16 protein-coding genes are annotated in these 16,189 nt (G+C 31.6%); 10 read left to right on the forward strand and 6 right to left on the reverse strand.

All coding sequences use genetic code 11. The annotated features are described in order from the left end of the window. Positions 1-33: 33 nt before the first annotated feature. From NU08_RS11260 to NU08_RS11275, 4 genes are all read right to left on the reverse strand, one after another. Positions 34-696, reverse strand: a complete 663-nt coding sequence (locus NU08_RS11260; RefSeq protein ID WP_129747201.1) for an HAD family hydrolase — start codon at positions 694-696, stop codon at positions 34-36. A 196-nt stretch (positions 697-892) separates the two neighbouring features. Beyond that, positions 893-1,606, reverse strand: a complete 714-nt coding sequence (locus NU08_RS11265; RefSeq protein WP_129747202.1) for a ThiF family adenylyltransferase — start codon at positions 1,604-1,606, stop codon at positions 893-895. Between the two features lie 142 nt (positions 1,607-1,748). Next, the gene (locus NU08_RS11270; RefSeq protein WP_129747203.1) at positions 1,749-2,393 is read right to left on the reverse strand and encodes a TatD family hydrolase; all 645 of its coding nucleotides are present in this window, start codon (positions 2,391-2,393) and stop codon (positions 1,749-1,751) included. Then, on the reverse strand, positions 2,393-2,992 hold the full coding sequence (locus tag NU08_RS11275; RefSeq protein ID WP_129747204.1) for a DUF1684 domain-containing protein: 600 nt from the start codon (positions 2,990-2,992) through the stop codon (positions 2,393-2,395). The genes NU08_RS11270 and NU08_RS11275 overlap by 1 nt, the downstream gene beginning before the upstream one ends. Positions 2,993-3,091: 99 nt before the next feature. Here NU08_RS11275 and NU08_RS11280 point away from each other — a divergent pair, with 99 nt between their 5' ends. The 8 genes from NU08_RS11280 to NU08_RS11315 all read left to right on the forward strand — a co-directional run bounded on the left by NU08_RS11280 (position 3,092) and on the right by NU08_RS11315 (position 11,348). After that, on the forward strand, positions 3,092-4,309 hold the full coding sequence (locus NU08_RS11280) for an MDR family MFS transporter (RefSeq protein ID WP_129747205.1): 1,218 nt from the start codon (positions 3,092-3,094) through the stop codon (positions 4,307-4,309). 166 nt (positions 4,310-4,475) lie between these two features. Continuing rightward, positions 4,476-4,844: a BlaI/MecI/CopY family transcriptional regulator gene (locus NU08_RS11285; RefSeq protein WP_066034576.1), complete on the forward strand. Its 369-nt coding sequence runs from the start codon at positions 4,476-4,478 to the stop codon at positions 4,842-4,844. Between the two features lie 8 nt (positions 4,845-4,852). After that, a complete protein-coding gene (locus NU08_RS11290; protein WP_129747206.1) occupies positions 4,853-6,460 on the forward strand; it encodes a M56 family metallopeptidase in 1,608 nt (535 codons plus the stop codon). A 29-nt stretch (positions 6,461-6,489) separates the two neighbouring features. Continuing rightward, positions 6,490-6,858, forward strand: a complete 369-nt coding sequence (locus tag NU08_RS11295; RefSeq protein ID WP_008468912.1) for a BlaI/MecI/CopY family transcriptional regulator — start codon at positions 6,490-6,492, stop codon at positions 6,856-6,858. A gap of 10 nt (positions 6,859-6,868) precedes the next feature. Beyond that, positions 6,869-8,719 carry a M56 family metallopeptidase gene (locus tag NU08_RS11300; RefSeq protein WP_129747207.1) on the forward strand — a complete coding sequence of 617 codons (1,851 nt, stop codon included), beginning with the start codon at positions 6,869-6,871 and terminating at the stop codon, positions 8,717-8,719. 67 nt (positions 8,720-8,786) lie between these two features. Further along, on the forward strand, positions 8,787-10,217 hold the full coding sequence (locus NU08_RS11305) for a serine hydrolase (protein WP_129747208.1): 1,431 nt from the start codon (positions 8,787-8,789) through the stop codon (positions 10,215-10,217). Between the two features lie 82 nt (positions 10,218-10,299). Then, positions 10,300-10,443: an SsrA-binding protein gene (locus NU08_RS11310; protein WP_111368963.1), complete on the forward strand. Its 144-nt coding sequence runs from the start codon at positions 10,300-10,302 to the stop codon at positions 10,441-10,443. 59 nt (positions 10,444-10,502) lie between these two features. Beyond that, on the forward strand, positions 10,503-11,348 hold the full coding sequence (locus tag NU08_RS11315) for an EamA family transporter (protein ID WP_129747209.1): 846 nt from the start codon (positions 10,503-10,505) through the stop codon (positions 11,346-11,348). 79 nt (positions 11,349-11,427) lie between these two features. Here the strand turns inward: NU08_RS11315 and NU08_RS11320 are convergent, their stop codons facing one another. Then, entirely contained in the window at positions 11,428-11,982 is a 555-nt protein-coding gene (locus tag NU08_RS11320) for a fasciclin domain-containing protein (RefSeq protein ID WP_129747210.1), read from the reverse strand. Positions 11,983-12,196: 214 nt separating this feature from the next. Here NU08_RS11320 and NU08_RS11325 point away from each other — a divergent pair, with 214 nt between their 5' ends. Continuing rightward, a complete protein-coding gene (locus NU08_RS11325) occupies positions 12,197-12,721 on the forward strand; it encodes an ExbD/TolR family protein (RefSeq protein WP_129747211.1) in 525 nt (174 codons plus the stop codon). Positions 12,722-12,755: 34 nt separating this feature from the next. After that, complete coding sequence (locus NU08_RS11330; protein ID WP_129747212.1) at positions 12,756-13,280, forward strand: ExbD/TolR family protein; 525 nt, start codon at positions 12,756-12,758, stop codon at positions 13,278-13,280. Positions 13,281-13,392: 112 nt separating this feature from the next. Here the strand turns inward: NU08_RS11330 and NU08_RS11335 are convergent, their stop codons facing one another. Further along, complete coding sequence (locus NU08_RS11335) at positions 13,393-16,095, reverse strand: T9SS type A sorting domain-containing protein (RefSeq protein ID WP_129747213.1); 2,703 nt, start codon at positions 16,093-16,095, stop codon at positions 13,393-13,395. Positions 16,096-16,189 lie beyond the last annotated feature (94 nt).

Raw genomic sequence — 16,189 nt, forward strand, 5'->3', positions numbered from 1 at the left:
CAATCAGCTAAGAAATGTTAAATTTTATATAATTCAAGCTTTAAGCTGTGATATTTTTTCAGCATTTAATTCGTTAAAATGATCTATAACCAAGTCTGCTTCAGATAAATCCTGCAAATGCGAATGTTCGCTTTTATATCCCACACAATAAATACCTGCACCTTTTGCAGCTTTTACGCCGTTTGTACTATCTTCAATAATAATACATTCTTCTTTTGGCGCAATCGATAATGAAGCTGCGTGAATAAATATCGCTGGATTTGGTTTTGATTGTGGAAAATCTTCACCGCTCACAATATGTGTAAAATACTGATGAAGATTAAATCTTGTAAAAACGCGATCGATAGTAACTTTTGAAGCCGAAGAAGCTAAAATCAATTGTATTCCGTTGTGGTACAAATCTTTAATCAAATCTTCGACACCATCCAAAAGATGCAAATCTTCCTTAGTATCAAAAGCATCATTGAAAATAGTTCTTTTTCTTTGAATCAAATCTTCTACCTCCTGCTCTACAGTTGGAAAATAACTTTTTAAAGTCTGGAATGTATTTCTAGTAGAAAATCCTGTAAATGTGGTATACATTTCTTCAGGAACTTCGATATTCAATTCTGAAAATTGCAAATAATAGGCATAACGATGAACGGGTTCTGTGTCAACAATTACACCATCCATATCAAAAATTACTGTTTTAATCATTTTTTTTTTAAGTTTCTGAGATTCTGAGATTCTGAGATTCTGAGATGCTAAGATTCTAAGGTTTCTCTTTTGTGTGTTAACTTTGCCAAAGTTTTAAACTTTGACAAAGTTTGCTTTGAGTTCTATTTATAAGGTCTAAAAATTAAGATTCATTTTCACAGCTACAAAAAACTTAGCAACTTAGAATCTTAGCATCTTATTTGCTCAACAAATGTCTAATCACCGTTTCTGCAGCGTGCAAGCCAAATAATCCTGGCATATAACTATTTGTTCCGTAAAATGATTTTTTGAAGTTTTTGCCGTCTGTCAATTTTAAGCTTTTTTCGTCTTGAATTTCAGAAGAGAAAACTACTTTCAATTTATTGATTTTTGCTTCTTTTAAACGCTTGCGAATTGTTTTTGAAAAGTAGCAATTAATTGTTTTTGAAATATCACTCACTTTTACTTTTGAAGCCAGCATTTTTCCGCCAGCCCCCATACTGCTGATAATTTTTACTCTTTTGCGTTTTGCAGCAATTATCAGATTTAATTTTGGAGTAATACTGTCGATGCAGTCCAAAACATAATCAAATTCTGGAGAAACAATTTCAAAAGCACGTTCTGGAGAAAGAAATTCCTGAACACGAGTTAGATTTAATTCTGGATTAATATCCATCAAACGATCACCCACAATCTTAATTTTTGGCTGACCAACTGTTGAATGTAAAGCTGGCAATTGACGGTTAATATTGGTGATATCTACAACGTCTCCGTCCACAATTGTCATGTTTCCTACTCCTGCTCTTGCTAAAAATTCAGCTGCAAAAGATCCAACTCCTCCTAGTCCAACGACTAAAACATTAGATTTTTGTAAATTTTCTAATCCTTCTTTAGTAAACAAAAGCTCAGCTCTTTCTGTCCATTCTGCCATATATTCTTTTTTGTTGTTTTTATTCTTTTTGTTTCAAGTTTAATGTTTCAAGTTTTTTACTGTTGTCACCCTGAGCGGAGTCGAAGGGCGTTCCAATTGGAATGAGGCTTCGACTCCGCTCAGCCTGACATTTCACATTTGATTATTCAAATACATTTCTATAATTACTTGAAATAATACCTTCTAATTCTTTTAATTTTAATCCTTTATATTCACAAGCTATTTCGTAAACTTGCTTAATTGATTCTTCCATAATATCAGTTTCTAAGAAAAAACGATTATTAGGAACATTTTGAAAAACAGTTTTCAAATCTGGATTTTTCAATAAATATTTTCCAAATGAAAGATAAAATCCAGCACCGATTAATTGTTCTGCGAGTTGATTATTTTTTGAAAAACCATGAATAATCATTGGAACACTTATCTTCATTTTTTTCTTGATTGCCATTACTTCTTGAAAAGCGGCAACGCAATGAATCACTACAGGTTTTTTAAATTTTTGAGCTAATTCCAATTGCTTTTCAAAAACAGAAACTTGTAAATCAAACGGAACTTCTATTCTTTTATCCAAACCGCATTCGCCTATTGCCAGACAATTTTTAGTTTGCAGTTTTTCTTCAATAATCTTCAAATCTTCATCAAGTCGAGTTTCCTCAATATACCACGGATGAATTCCTATTGAGTAAAATGGAATTGACGCATCAAAATCTTTTGGATATTGATTAACCAATTCTAAAACATCTGATTGATTGGTAAATTGATGCGTATGAAGATTAAAATATTTCATTAATGAAAAGTCTTTACACCCGCTTTGATTTCAATTTTTAAATCATTTTCCTGTGGCACAAGCGGACAAGAATACTTGTAGTTATAAGCGCAATACGGATTATAAGCTTTATTAAAATCGACTGCTATTGTATTTCCTTTCGGAATTTCTAAATCAATATAACGCCCTCCGATGTAACTTTCTTTGCCCGTTGTTAAATCTGAAAAAGGCAAGAACAAGTGATTTTTATATTGTTCCTGTACAATAAGATCTAAACTTTGGTAAACCGCAAGCTGAAAAGGTTTTCCATTTATTTTAAAATGTAAAGTTCCGTACTTAGTATATTTTGGAGTACGCGTTCCAGAAGTTTTCATTTCAAAAACTTTTCCGCCTTTGGCTTTTACCAAAGTTGCGTTCACAAAATAAGTTTCAGAAATAGGAAAAAAATCTAAGCTTTTAAAAGTTTTTAGATCTTCAGCCATCAATGGACTTGTCTTAGGATCAGCATATTCAGAGTTGATTTTCTTTTGAAACTTCTGAACATCAGTTTTACTAAACTTTTTTTGTGCAAAGCCAAAATTAAAAACCAACAATAAAGCTAGGGCGTTTATAGTTTTCATCTTAGAAATTTTCTGCAAAAATAGTTCAAAAGTAACAAAACAACAACCACTTAACGAGACAAAGTTTGCTAACTTTGTGACGATAATCTATCACACAAAATGCTTAAAACAGCCCTAACCCACTACATCAATAACTTTCGAGGTTTTACCAGAGAAGTTTGGATTCTTGCCATCATCACTTTTATCAACCGCGCTGGAACAATGGTTCTTCCTTTTTTATCAAAATATTTAAAAGAAGATCTTCATTTTACCTACAATCAAGTTGGATGGATTATGGTCGCATTTGGTTTTGGGTCAATGCTCGGCTCTTGGTTGGGAGGTAAACTATCAGATAAGATAGGATTCTATAAAATCATGATTTTTAGTTTATTTACCAGTGGGGTTTCTCTTTTCTTTGTACAATATATTACTACTTTCTGGGCACTTTGCGCTGCGATGTTTGTTCTTATGACCATTGCAGATATGTTTCGCCCTGCGATGTTTGTGTCTCTTGGAGCTTATGCTAAACCAGAAAATAGAACTCGTGCATTGACATTGGTTCGTCTTGCCGTAAATTTAGGTTTTGCTGCCGGTCCAGCACTTGGAGGTTTAATTATTATGGGAATGGGATATTCAGGTTTGTTTTGGGTTGACGGAGCTTCATGTATCATTTCAATCTCCATTTTTGCTTTATTGGTAAAAGAAAAGAAAAAAGCCACTCACGATGATAAAGAAGAAAGTGCTTCTGATGTAAAATCGGTTTTTCATGATAAAATTTTCTGGGTTTTCTTATTCGTAAGTTTTATCACGGCTATGATTTTCTTCCAGCTTTTTACAACTCTTCCTTTATATCATAATGAAAAATTTGGCTTAAGCGAATTCCAAACTGGTCTTTTAATGACTCTAAACGGTCTTTTAATATTCTCTCTCGAAATGCCAACTGTTGGGTTTTTAGAACGAAAAGCTTTTCCTAAAATTAGAATTATAATTGTGGGCTCTTTTGTAATGGCTTCAAGCTTCTTTTTGCTTCTTATTAATTTCTGGGCAGGAATATTGGTTGTCAGTATGGTTTGTATTTCTATTGGTGAAGTCCTTACTTTTCCGTTTTCCAATGCATTCGCATTAAGCCGTGCGCCACGCGGACAAGAAGGACGCTATATGGCGCTTTATACCATGAGTTTTAGTCTTGCTCATATTGTAAGTTCTAAACTTGGCTTTGAGATTATTACCCGATTTGGCTACCAAATCAACTGGCTTTTTATGGCTTGCATTGGAGTTGTTGCAACGGGATGCTGCATTTGGATAAAAAATGCTTTAATCAACAAAAAGGCTTCATAAACAACTTTTAACTTTTTAAAACCTTATAATTCAATTTATTACCATTAAATTTGAATGGCTTTTCTGCGTCCAAAATTGAAATCAAACTTAATTTTTAGTTAAATAACTATTTTTATAGTTGCGTAACTAAAAAAATAGTTGTAGGTTTGAATTAAAATTAGAGAAGATGCAGAAGTTAACAAACAAAGAAGAAGAAATTATGATGATTTTATGGAAGCTGAAAAAAGCTTTTGTAAAAGAAATTCAAGCTGAAATCACAGAAGATCAGCCACATTACAACACATTATCTACTATTGTGCGTAATCTGGAAGAAAAGGGATATGTTGGCCATAATGCTTTTGGAAATACACATCAGTACTTTCCAATAGTGCCGATTGAAGATTACAGAAAAGGATTTATGAAAACCGCAATCGATAATTACTTTAATAGTTCTTATAAAAGCATGGTTTCCTTTTTTGCTAAAGAAGAGAAAATTTCAGCTGATGAATTGCGTGAAATTTTATCGATGATCGAAAATAAAAAAGAAGATAAATAATTCAGATTATGGAAGCACTTTTCATCTACATTATCAAATCAAGCGGTTTAATGCTTTTGTTTTATTGCGCGTACTTTTTTTTATTGCGCAAAGAAACGTTCTTTAACAGCAACAGATGGTTTCTTTTGTCAGGTTTAATTGTATCGGCAATTCTACCATTATTGACTTATACGAAGGTAATATGGATAAATGCTGCTCCCCAGTTTAATACCGATTTTCAGAATTTTGTATCAAACGCATCTCAAGATGAATCTTCAGAATTTAATTGGAATTATGTTATTCTAGGTCTTTACGCCGCTGGTCTTTTGATATTCTTAATAAAATTGGCAATTGATTTTTATAGTTTGAATTCCATCATTAAAGGAAAAAAAATCAAACAGCAAGCCGATTTCAAATTCATAGACATAAACGAAAACATTGCTCCTTTCTCCTATTTTGAATATATTGTGTACAACTCATCACTGTATACAGCTTCAGAATTGGAAAACATAATTGAACACGAAAAAGTGCACAGCGATCAAAATCATACATTTGATGTTTTGATTTCTAGAATATTCAGCATCATTTTCTGGTTCAATCCGATTGTCTGGTTTTACAAAAAAGCAATAACTCAAAACTTAGAATTTATTGCCGACAGCGAGGCCGCAAAAAAACTTTTAGATAAAAAAGCCTATCAATACACGCTTTTAAAAATAACAACGCACGAAAACTGTGTTGCAATCACCAATCATTTTTATCAATCATTAATCAAAAAACGAATCGTCATGTTAAACAAAAATCAATCGAAAAGAAGGAATTACTGGAAGTATTATGCTGTAATTCCTGCTCTTGTTGCATTTGTATTATTATTTCAGATTGAAGTAGTTGCAAAAGAAAGACAACCAAACACAAAAGTAGTTTCAACAGAAATTGAGTCTGTAGATGTGTACAAAATCTTGAAAAATTCAACAGATGCAGAACTAAAAGAGATAAAAGAAAAGTTAAAGAAACTGCACAACATCAACTTTGAAGTTTCTCAAATCAAAAGAAACTCAGAAAACGAGTTAACTTCAATTAAAGTTGACATAATTAATGGAAGTGACAAATCTCAATCTATACAAACGGGAGGAGATAAAACCATTAAAGATTTTGGGATAATTGTCATAACAGACAAAAATGGAAAGAAAAAAGCTGGCATTCAAACTTCTGATGAGAAAATCACTGTCAGCAAAAAAGTTTCTATGGATGGCAAAACTAATAAAAATTCGGAAAGAAAAACTATAACTACTAATACAGAAAGCAATGTTAACACTAATTCTATTACTAGTACAAAAACTAACAGTGATACTAATACAAATATTAGCACTACTGTAATAATAAACAAAGACAACAACACTAAAGTTATTACGACTGGCACAAGTACAGCGGTTGCCGTTTCTAATGGTACAAAAACGAATATTAAAATATCTAGTCCGCTTGTAATTGTTGATGGAGAAGAAATGCCTGCTGGTTTTGATTATAACAGTATTAAGCCAACTGATATTGAATCTGTAAATGTTTTAACTGGAGTCAATGCAACTGGTCAATATGGCAATAAAGCTTCAAATGGAGTAATTGAAATCGAAACCAAAAAATAAAACCTTTCTAATTTTTAAACAGAAAAGAAATGCAAAAACTAACCAACAAAGAAGAAGAAATCATGCATATTTTATGGAAGCTGAAAAAAGCTTTTGTAAAAGAAATTCAAGCAGAGATTTTAGAAGATCAGCCGCATTACAATACTTTGTCTACCATTGTTCGTAATCTGGAAGAGAAAGGTTATGTCGCGCACAATGCTTTTGGAAATACACATCAGTATTATCCAGCTGTAAGCATTGAAGATTATAGAAAAGGTTTTATGAGTACTGCTATTGACAATTATTTCAATAGTTCTTATAAAAGCATGGTTTCATTTTTTGCCAAAGAAGAAAAAATTTCGGCAGATGAACTGCGTGAAATCTTAGATATGATCGAAAATCCAAAAGAAGGTAAATAATCAAAATAGTATGGAAGCACTTTTCATTTTTATCCTAAAATCAAGCGGGTTACTAGCAATGTTTTATTTTGCTTACATTTTTTTACTTCGCAAAGAGACTTTTTTCAACAGCAGCCGCTGGTTTTTAATTGCTGGTTTAATTACTTCTGTTGTACTGCCTTTTGTAGTTTACACCAAAGTGGTTTTGGTCGAAGCACCGCCCGCGATTGCTCCTGCTCCAATTATTACAACTACGGAAAATGCTGTAAAAAACATTCCCGTTTCAAATCAAGATGCCATTGTTTACACACCTCAGTACAAACCAACAAAGGTTACAGTTGTTGAGGAGAAAAATTTTGAAATCAATTGGAGTTTAGTTCTAGCTGTAGTTTACGGAATTGGTTTCTTGGCCTTTATGATCAAATTTGCTCTTGATTTTTACAGTTTAAACGCTGTTTTGAAAGGAAAGAAAATTGAACAGCAAAGTGATTTTAAATTCATTGATGTGGATGAAAACATTGCTCCCTTCTCCTATTTCGATTACATTGTATATAACTCATCACTATATACAGCTACAGAATTAGAGAATATTCTAGAACATGAAAAAGTGCACAGCGATCAAAAACACACTGTAGATGTTTTGATTTCTAGGGTTTTCTGCATCCTCTTTTGGTTTAATCCAATTGTTTGGCTTTACAAAAAAGCAATTTTGCAAAATCTTGAATTTATCGCTGATAGTGAAGCTTCTAAAAAAATTGCAGACAAAAAAGCCTATCAATACACACTTTTAAAAATCACAACGCACGAAACTTGCGTTGCAATCACCAATCATTTTTATCAATCATTAATCAAAAAACGAATTGTCATGTTAAACAAAAATCAATCAAAGAAAAGAAACTACTGGAAATATTCGGCAGTAATTCCTGCTCTTGGTGCATTTGTTCTTTTATTTCAAATAAGAACCATCGCACAAGAAAAGAAACAAAATGAAACTGCTGTTCAAAGAGATACCATCAAAGATTCTGATGAAACAATCAAAATAACAAAAAATACAACTGACAAGGAATTAAACGAACTTCCTGGAAAGTTAAAAGCAAATCATAATCTTGACGTTGAGATTTCAGATGTAAAAAGAAATACTAAAGAAGAGTTGACTGCGATTCAGATCAAAGTAAAATCGGACTCTGGTAAAAAACAAACCATCAAAATTGACGGAGACGAAGCTATAAAAGATTGCGAACTGGCCATTGGAACAGATGAAAATGGAGCAAAATCGATTAACATTAACACAGACAAAAACTTTAAAGTCCCTGTAATAATTAGAAACGAAAGAGTTATTGTTCGTAATGGAGATATCGCTCCTCCAACACCGCCAACGCCACCAGCATTTCCTTCAGGACCACTGCCTCCTGCTCCTGCAGTTGATATGTCAAAAATGCCTAAACCTCCAGTTGCTCCTAAAAACCCAAAAGATAAAGTGGCTATGGCTAAATTTGAAAAAGACATGGAAGCTTTTGAAAAACAAATGGAAGCATGGGAACCTCAGATGGATGCGTATGAGAAACAAATTGAAACTATTATGTCTCAAAGAGAAGCTATTTATGAGAAAGAAATGGCTAAATATGAGCTTGCAATGGAAAAATTCAATACGCAAATGGAAAAGTTCAGCTATGACTTTAAGTTTAACTTTGGAGATGATTCTAAAGACTATGAAAATAGCATGAAGCAATACGAACAAGACATGAAACAGTATGAGCTTGATATGAAACAGCATGCAAAAGACATGAAGCAACATTCGAAAGACATGAAACAACATGAAAAGGATATGAAGCAGCATGAAAAAGACATGAAGGAAATGGAAAAACAAAACAAAAAAGCTTAATAATCTCATTTTGAGAAAGAAAAACCAGTGCACGACACTGGTTTTTCTTTTTAAAAAGAACACACAAATGAAAAAACATATCTCAATTTTATTTCTGTGCTTTAGTTTTTCAATTTGGGCGCAGAAAAGTTCGGCTGAAAAAGATGTTTTTATGGCAATGGACAAAACGGCATCTATTCTTTCAGAAAAATCAAAAGGAAACTCAATTTCGATTGGTGTTGTAAAAAAGGGAAAAACGTATACCAGACATTACGGAGAAATTGATAAAGGAAAGGAAAACATTGCCAACAACAATACTGTTTTTGAAGTTGCGTCTATAACCAAACTTTTTACAGGATTACTTACTGCACAAGCAGTTTTAGAAGGAAAATTAAATCTGGATGAGGATATCAGAAAATATATTACAGGCTCTTATCCGAATTTAGAATACAACGGAACACCTATAGCAATTAAGGATTTAGTTTCGTTTAGAACAGGATTCAATAAAGATCTTCCTGATAATTCTGAATTACGAAAAAATCGAAATGATAGCAGTTATCTCGCTTTCAAAAAAATGGATGAAGAATATAGTCGTGAAAAATTCTTTGAAGATCTTAGAACGATAAAATTAGACACTTTACCTGGAACTAAATTTAAATATAGCAACGGAAGCCTTAATTTGACAGCGCATATTCTAGAAAATGTATACCAGAAAAGTTATGAAACGCTTTTGAAAGAGAACATTTTTTCAAAATTAGATATGAAATCAAGCGGTATCAATTTGAATTCAAATATAATTGCAAACGGATACAATCAGAAAGGAGTTTTGATGCCAAACATTTCAGATAATCTTTGGGGAGCTGCAGGAATGCTAAAATCTACTTTAGGTGATTTAACCAAATTTATTGCTTATGAGTTAAATACAAAGAATAAAATTGTACAAGAATCGCAACGAAATCTTTTAAACAGCCCAACAATATGGAATGGTTATTTTTGGGATTATATTCAAGTAGATGAAAACGGAAAAAACTGCTGGAAACATGGCGGTGCATTTGGAACTCAAAACATGCTGGTTATTTATCCCGAACGCCAATTAGGCATTTCGATTATTGTAAATATTAGTGATGAAAATACCGCAAATGCATTAGGAGAAGCTATTATTAGACTTTCTAATGATTTATTGGCTGAAAACAAAAAGCAAACGGGTATCTATGGCTACAAAATTGTAAATGAAAATATCGTATTTGTGTACGAACATGATAAAGACCTAGACCCTAATCTAGTAAAAAGTGTTTCAATTGCAGGTTCGTTTGACAAATGGAATCCAAATGACAGCAATTTTCAAATGATTCAGAAAAACAAAAATACCTTTGAATTGTCAATTCCTAAATCACAACTTGGAAAAGACAAAACACATCTTTTTAAATTTGTCATCAACAAAACTGGCTGGATGGAAGCTCCAAAAAATGCTATAAATCGTGAAACAGATGGACATGAGAACCTGATTCTCAAAATTTAAATACTTTTTTCATTTTATCGCCAAAAGACTTTGCTTCAAACACAAAGTCTTTTTTTTATATCTTTGACGAAACAAATCTACTATGTATAAATTATTAGCCAAACTAAATAAACTACTTTTGCCAAGCTTTACCAAACAAGGTCTAGATATTTCTAAAGCAAAGAAATGGCAAATGGCAATTATTGGTTACCGCGCCTATGTTACCAAAAAAGCATTAGGCAATTAATTTAGAATACATTTTATATACCCGACAGAAATAAACCTTTATTTTCTGTCACCCTTTTTATGAAAAACAGAGAAATAAGTCTCCCTCCTGTTCCAGCAGTATTATTAGCGATTATTAGTGTGCAATGTGGCGCCGCAATTGCAAAAACACTTTTTCCTACAATTGGCGCAGCTGGTACGGCATCTATACGCATTGGCGTTTCGGCATTAATTTTATTATTGGCATACAGACCAAATCTTAAAGCAATAACTCCGCAACAGTGGAAAATTGTAATTCCGTATGGTTTGTCACTAGGCGCGATGAATTTAATTTTTTACATCGCGATAGAAAGAATTCCAATTGGTTTAGCGGTAACTTTAGAATTCGTTGGACCTCTATTACTTGCAATTGCTGGTTCAAAACGTTTGGTAGATTATTGTTGGGTATTGCTTGCTGCAATTGGTATTTTATTAATTGCACCTTGGACAAATGATCGTTTAGATCCAATCGGAATTATATGCGCTCTTTTGGCAGGAGCATTTTGGAGCGCTTATATTGTTTTAGGAGGCAAAGTATCAAGAATAATGAATGACGGTTACGCGGTGACAACAGGAATGCTATTTGCCGCTCTTTTGGTTCTGCCATTTGGATTTCTAGACAGCGGATTAAGCAATCTTACGCCAAAATTATTCGGAATGGGCGTTGCTCTTGCTTTATTATCGAGTGCAATTCCGTTTACCTTAGAAATGAAAGCTTTAGGAAAACTTCCTCCTCGTACTTTTAGCATTTTAATGAGTTTAGAACCGGCAGCCGCTTCCATCTGTGCTTTTATTTTTCTTAACGAAAGTTTGAATCTTTATGAAATTCTAGCCGTAATTTGTGTTGTAATCGCTTCAGCAGGAAGTACTTTGACTGCTAAAAAATAATTTGAAAATGTCCTAAATTCAAAATTCCAAATCCCAATATGCTTGGAATTTGGAATTTTTAAGTTGGAATTTGAACCTATTATTTTTTAGGAAGCAGTACTGCATCAACAACGTGAATTACTCCATTTGATTGATTTACATCTGCGATAGTAACTTTTGCTTTATTACCATTTTCATCCGTAATGTATAAGTCTTTTCCTTTCATCCAAGCTGTTAGGGTTCCACCATTTACCGCTTTTATAGTTGCTTTTCCTTTACCTTCTTTTATTGCTTTTGCAATATCAGAAGCATTCCATTTTCCAGCTGCAACATGATAAGTCAAAATGTTTTGAAGTTGCTTTTTATTCTCTGGTTTTAACAATGTTTCTACGGTTCCTTTTGGCAATTTATCAAAGGCTTCATTTGTTGGAGCAAAAACGGTAAAAGGGCCATTTCCTTTTAAAGTCTCAACTAAATCGGCGGCTTTAACAGCTGCAACCAATGTTGTATGATCTTTTGAATTTACAGCGTTTTCAATAATATTTTTGTTTGGATACATAGCTGCACCACCAACCATTACTGATTTTTGTGCATTTGATGTAAATGCAAATCCTAAAGCTAAAACTGCAAGGGCTAAAAATTTTCTAGTTTTCATATTTAAATGATTTTAAGTTATAAGCTCATTTACGCAGATAAAATTGTTTTGGTTTTAATTTGAAAATTATTTTAGGTCAAAAAAATCTGATTTTCTCCTAAGCCTCCCGTAAAACAAGACATTAAAGTATTCTAAAATTTTTTCTAAAAAATATAAAAACTCCTAATTTTTGTATCGATTTTATTATTAAATTTAAAAACAAAACTTACTAATCATGAAAAATTTTTCTCAAAAAATCAGAAGCAGAAAGTTAAGTTCAAGAGTAGATTTAACCGCAATGGTCAGTGTTTGTTTTTTACTGATTGTATTTTTTATGGCTGCTAAGAAATTATTAAAGCCTGAAACAATGAATCTTTCTTTCCCAGAAAACTATGTCTATTTAGAAAATATTGGATGTGTCAAAACTGATCGATTATATACAATATTGTTAGATAAAAATGGTAAAATAATAACTTATTCAGGTCAGCTAGAGTTTCCAATCGACAAACCAAAAGAGTTTAATTTTGAAAAAAATGAGATTAGACAAGAAATCTTCCGTAAAAAGGAAGAAGTTCATAACTATATGACCTCCGAAGGAAAACCAAAGAGTGAAGTAATTGTTATTATAAAACCTAGTAAAAATTCAAACTATGGAAGCTTAGTAAATATCGTAGATGAAATGAAAATTGCCAATATTGAAAACTATTCAATAGTAAATGATTTTACTCAAGAAGAATCAAAATTATTGGCCTCACACTAATTCAATTGTGTCACAATTCTAAATCAAAAAGCCTATGAAAAATCTACCTCAAAAAGTCAGAAGCAGAAAGTTAAATTCAAGAGTGGATTTGACGGCCATGGTTAGTGTTTCATTTTTGTTGATTATCTTTTTTATGGTTGTTGGGGAATTATCGAAATCAAAAGCAATGGATCTTGCTTTACCTGAAAAAGATCTATGCAGATGGAGTCATGCATGTATCAAAGCTGATAGGGTCTATACCATATTATTAGACGAAAACGATAAAATAATAACTTATTCTGGAATATTAGAATTTCCCAAGGAAACGCCAAAGGAATTTAAATCTGGGAAAAATGAAATTAACCAAGAAGTATTCCGTAAAAAGAAAGAAGTTCATGATTATATGATTTCAGTAGGAAAACCAATGAATGGTGTAATTGTAATAATAAAGCCAAGTAAAAAATCAAACTACGGTAATTTAGTAAACATACTCGATCTGATGAAGGTTGCCAATATTGAAACCTATTCAATAGTGGATGAATTTAGTGCAGAAGAATCAAATTTGTTAGCTTCAAACTAATTCAATAAATATCGTTTCCAAAAAGGTTCTCAACTCCCTCTCGACAATATAGAAATATAACTTGAATCAAGACGTTACAAACAGAAAGCCCACATATTTGTGGGCTTTCTGTTTAATTCTTGATAAATTTCATATTGGAACTTCCTTTATCTGATTTTACTCTTATAAAGTAATTACCCGTTCTAAGTTTAGAAATATCAATATTTGAAGTTGCTTTTGCGTTTGGAACAGCGATTAGTAATTGACCTAAAACATCATAAATTTCAAATGACTCTATATCTATATTGTCAGTTTTTGAAATATTTAAAATCTGACTACTTGGATTTGGATGCAAAACAAAGTATTTAGAAAAAGCAAAATCTTTAGTTGCCAAAGTAGTTTTAAAAGTTGAAGTTGCCTTATTAGTTAAAATCGGAAAATTATAATCAAAATAAATATTCGCATCATTAGTAAATGAATCTCCTACTGTCAATGTAGGTTTTGTCTTTATTTTAAAAGCAATATACCCATCATTACTAGCGTTATCAAAAGGCAAATTAATATTTTCAAATATAAACTCTACTTTATTTCCATCTGAAATTTTAGTCACAAAAGAATGACTAGAACTTGTTGGAATCAAAGTTGAAATATCAAACTTACTCAAATCTATAATATCCTTCACTACAATATTTTGCGCTGGATATGTGCCTGTGTTTTCAAAGCGAATCATATAATGAACATAATCTCCTATTAGGTCTGGAGTGACAATGGAACCCTCCAAGCAAGTCTTATCGTTTGGATCATAAGAACCTACAACTGTTTGATTCAAAGTAAAATTGTTATCCAAAGGAGTTTTATCATTATTCTGCGAAGTAATAGCTACTGTATATTTTAGCACATCGCCATTATTAACTGCCGGTGTGTCTGTTGGCCTATTAACTTTGAGGGTTAAAATAATTTCTTTAGTTGCAAATGGAGTCAAATCGGTAAAATTCCAAGATAATTTATTATATGTTTTACTCTCTGCCAATGGATTAGAAGCTATTAAATCCAAAATATCATTATTAAAAGTAAAATTAACAACACCTGCTTGAGTAATATTTCCTTTATTTCTATATACTATTTTATATTTTGAATCAAAACCTGGACGTGCAACATCTATAGGAATTAAAACCACTTCTAAATCAGGTTGATTCCCATTTGAAGAAATACAAAAATCTTGTATAAAAGGGCTACTTTGAGCAGGAAAAGTAACATTTACAAAAGAAGGAGAAACAACAAAATATTCAGGATTCTCAACATTAGGTGTAATAGTCACTGTTCCTTCTTGTACAGCTATAGAATAAGAGCCATCTTTGGTCGAATAAAAATCACCAATATTGCTTCCGTTCGCAACAGTATATTTGATATTTGAAAATAATGAATTATTTGCTGTACATCCTTTATTATCAACATTATATTTATTAATCCCTTTAATAATATAATGTTCTTTACCCGAAACAAAACTACAATAAGTATTGATCTCACAATTATCGATTCCACTCTGGGTCAATACCTGTTTATAATACTCAATGTTTTCATCATCTACACATAAATACTTAAGTTTTGGGGCGTTTAAGAAATAATTTTTATATGTTCTCCCATTCTTTAACAATAAGTAAAGTAATGAATTACTTCCTGTTAGACTTACATCAAGTAGTTTTTTCAATGGTGATAAATCTAAAAACTCAACTTTAGTCTGTGAAGCTGTAAGAATCTCTAAATTCAAGTTATTTTTTAAATCTAAAGCTGTTAACGAAGTATTAGAACAATTTAATGTCTCTAAATTTTCTAATGCTGAAATATTAAGTGTAGTTAATAAGGTGTTGAAATTACAAGTTACATTTTTTAAATTTGGGCATTTTTCTAAATTTAAACTTACTAGTTTATTGTTGCTACAATTTAATTGTTTTAATGAACTTAGGTCTGAAAGACTTAATGATGTTAAAGCACAATCATATACAGTTAACTTCCCTAAAGCTGGAAGGTTTTCAAAGTTTGCTAGTTTTAGAAGAGAATTTTGATGCAATTCAAGATTTTCTAATTTTGGCATGTCTTTGATTGATAGACTAGCAAATTTATTTTTATAAGCAATTACATTAACTAGATTTTTACAAGCCGATAAATCTAATTCAGTTAATGAATTAAAAGAACAATATAAATTTTCTAAGCTACTTAATTCACTCAAATTTAAGTTTGTTAGCAAGTTACTGCCAATATCTAAGGTTTTAAGTTTTTTTAAACCTGATAAATTTATAGATGTAAGAACTGTACTGTTACAGATTAGAGTTTCTAAATTTGGAAACTGAGAAAGCCCAACATTTCCATCAGTTGCCGTCAAAAAAGGCTTCATTAAACCTGTACCTGATGCGTTAAGTTTCTTTAAATTTAGTCCTTCAAGATTAATTCCAACAGGAAAATCAGTGTTATAACTACAATCTAAATCTTCTAAATAAATTAATGTCCTTAAATCCGCCCCTGAAACTCTATTGGAACTATAATTTAAAGATCTAAGATTTGTAAAATATTCAATACCATATATATTATAAAATTGTGGATCAGTATTATTACCACTAGCATCCAGATAATAAACTTCTAATGCTTCAGAAATTTCAATTTCTTTATTTCCGTTACTATCAATTTTAATATTATTACCGTTTTTATCCTTGGCATAACCATTTTGTGTATCAGCAGCTAATAAACGGTTTTTAAAAGCAGGGCTTCCAAAAGTAATACTTTGAGCACTTATATTATTGTACAAGAATAAAACAAGGAATAAAAAGTAGAGTTTTTTCATATCAAGAAATTTTAAAACAAAAATAACTTTTTACTACAATAACACAATTTTTATTATTAAATTTTCAAACAAAACAAAAAAAAAGAAAACAAAA

The sequence above is a fragment of the Flavobacterium anhuiense genome (assembly GCF_004151235.1).
Lineage (GTDB): Bacteria > Bacteroidota > Bacteroidia > Flavobacteriales > Flavobacteriaceae > Flavobacterium > Flavobacterium anhuiense_A.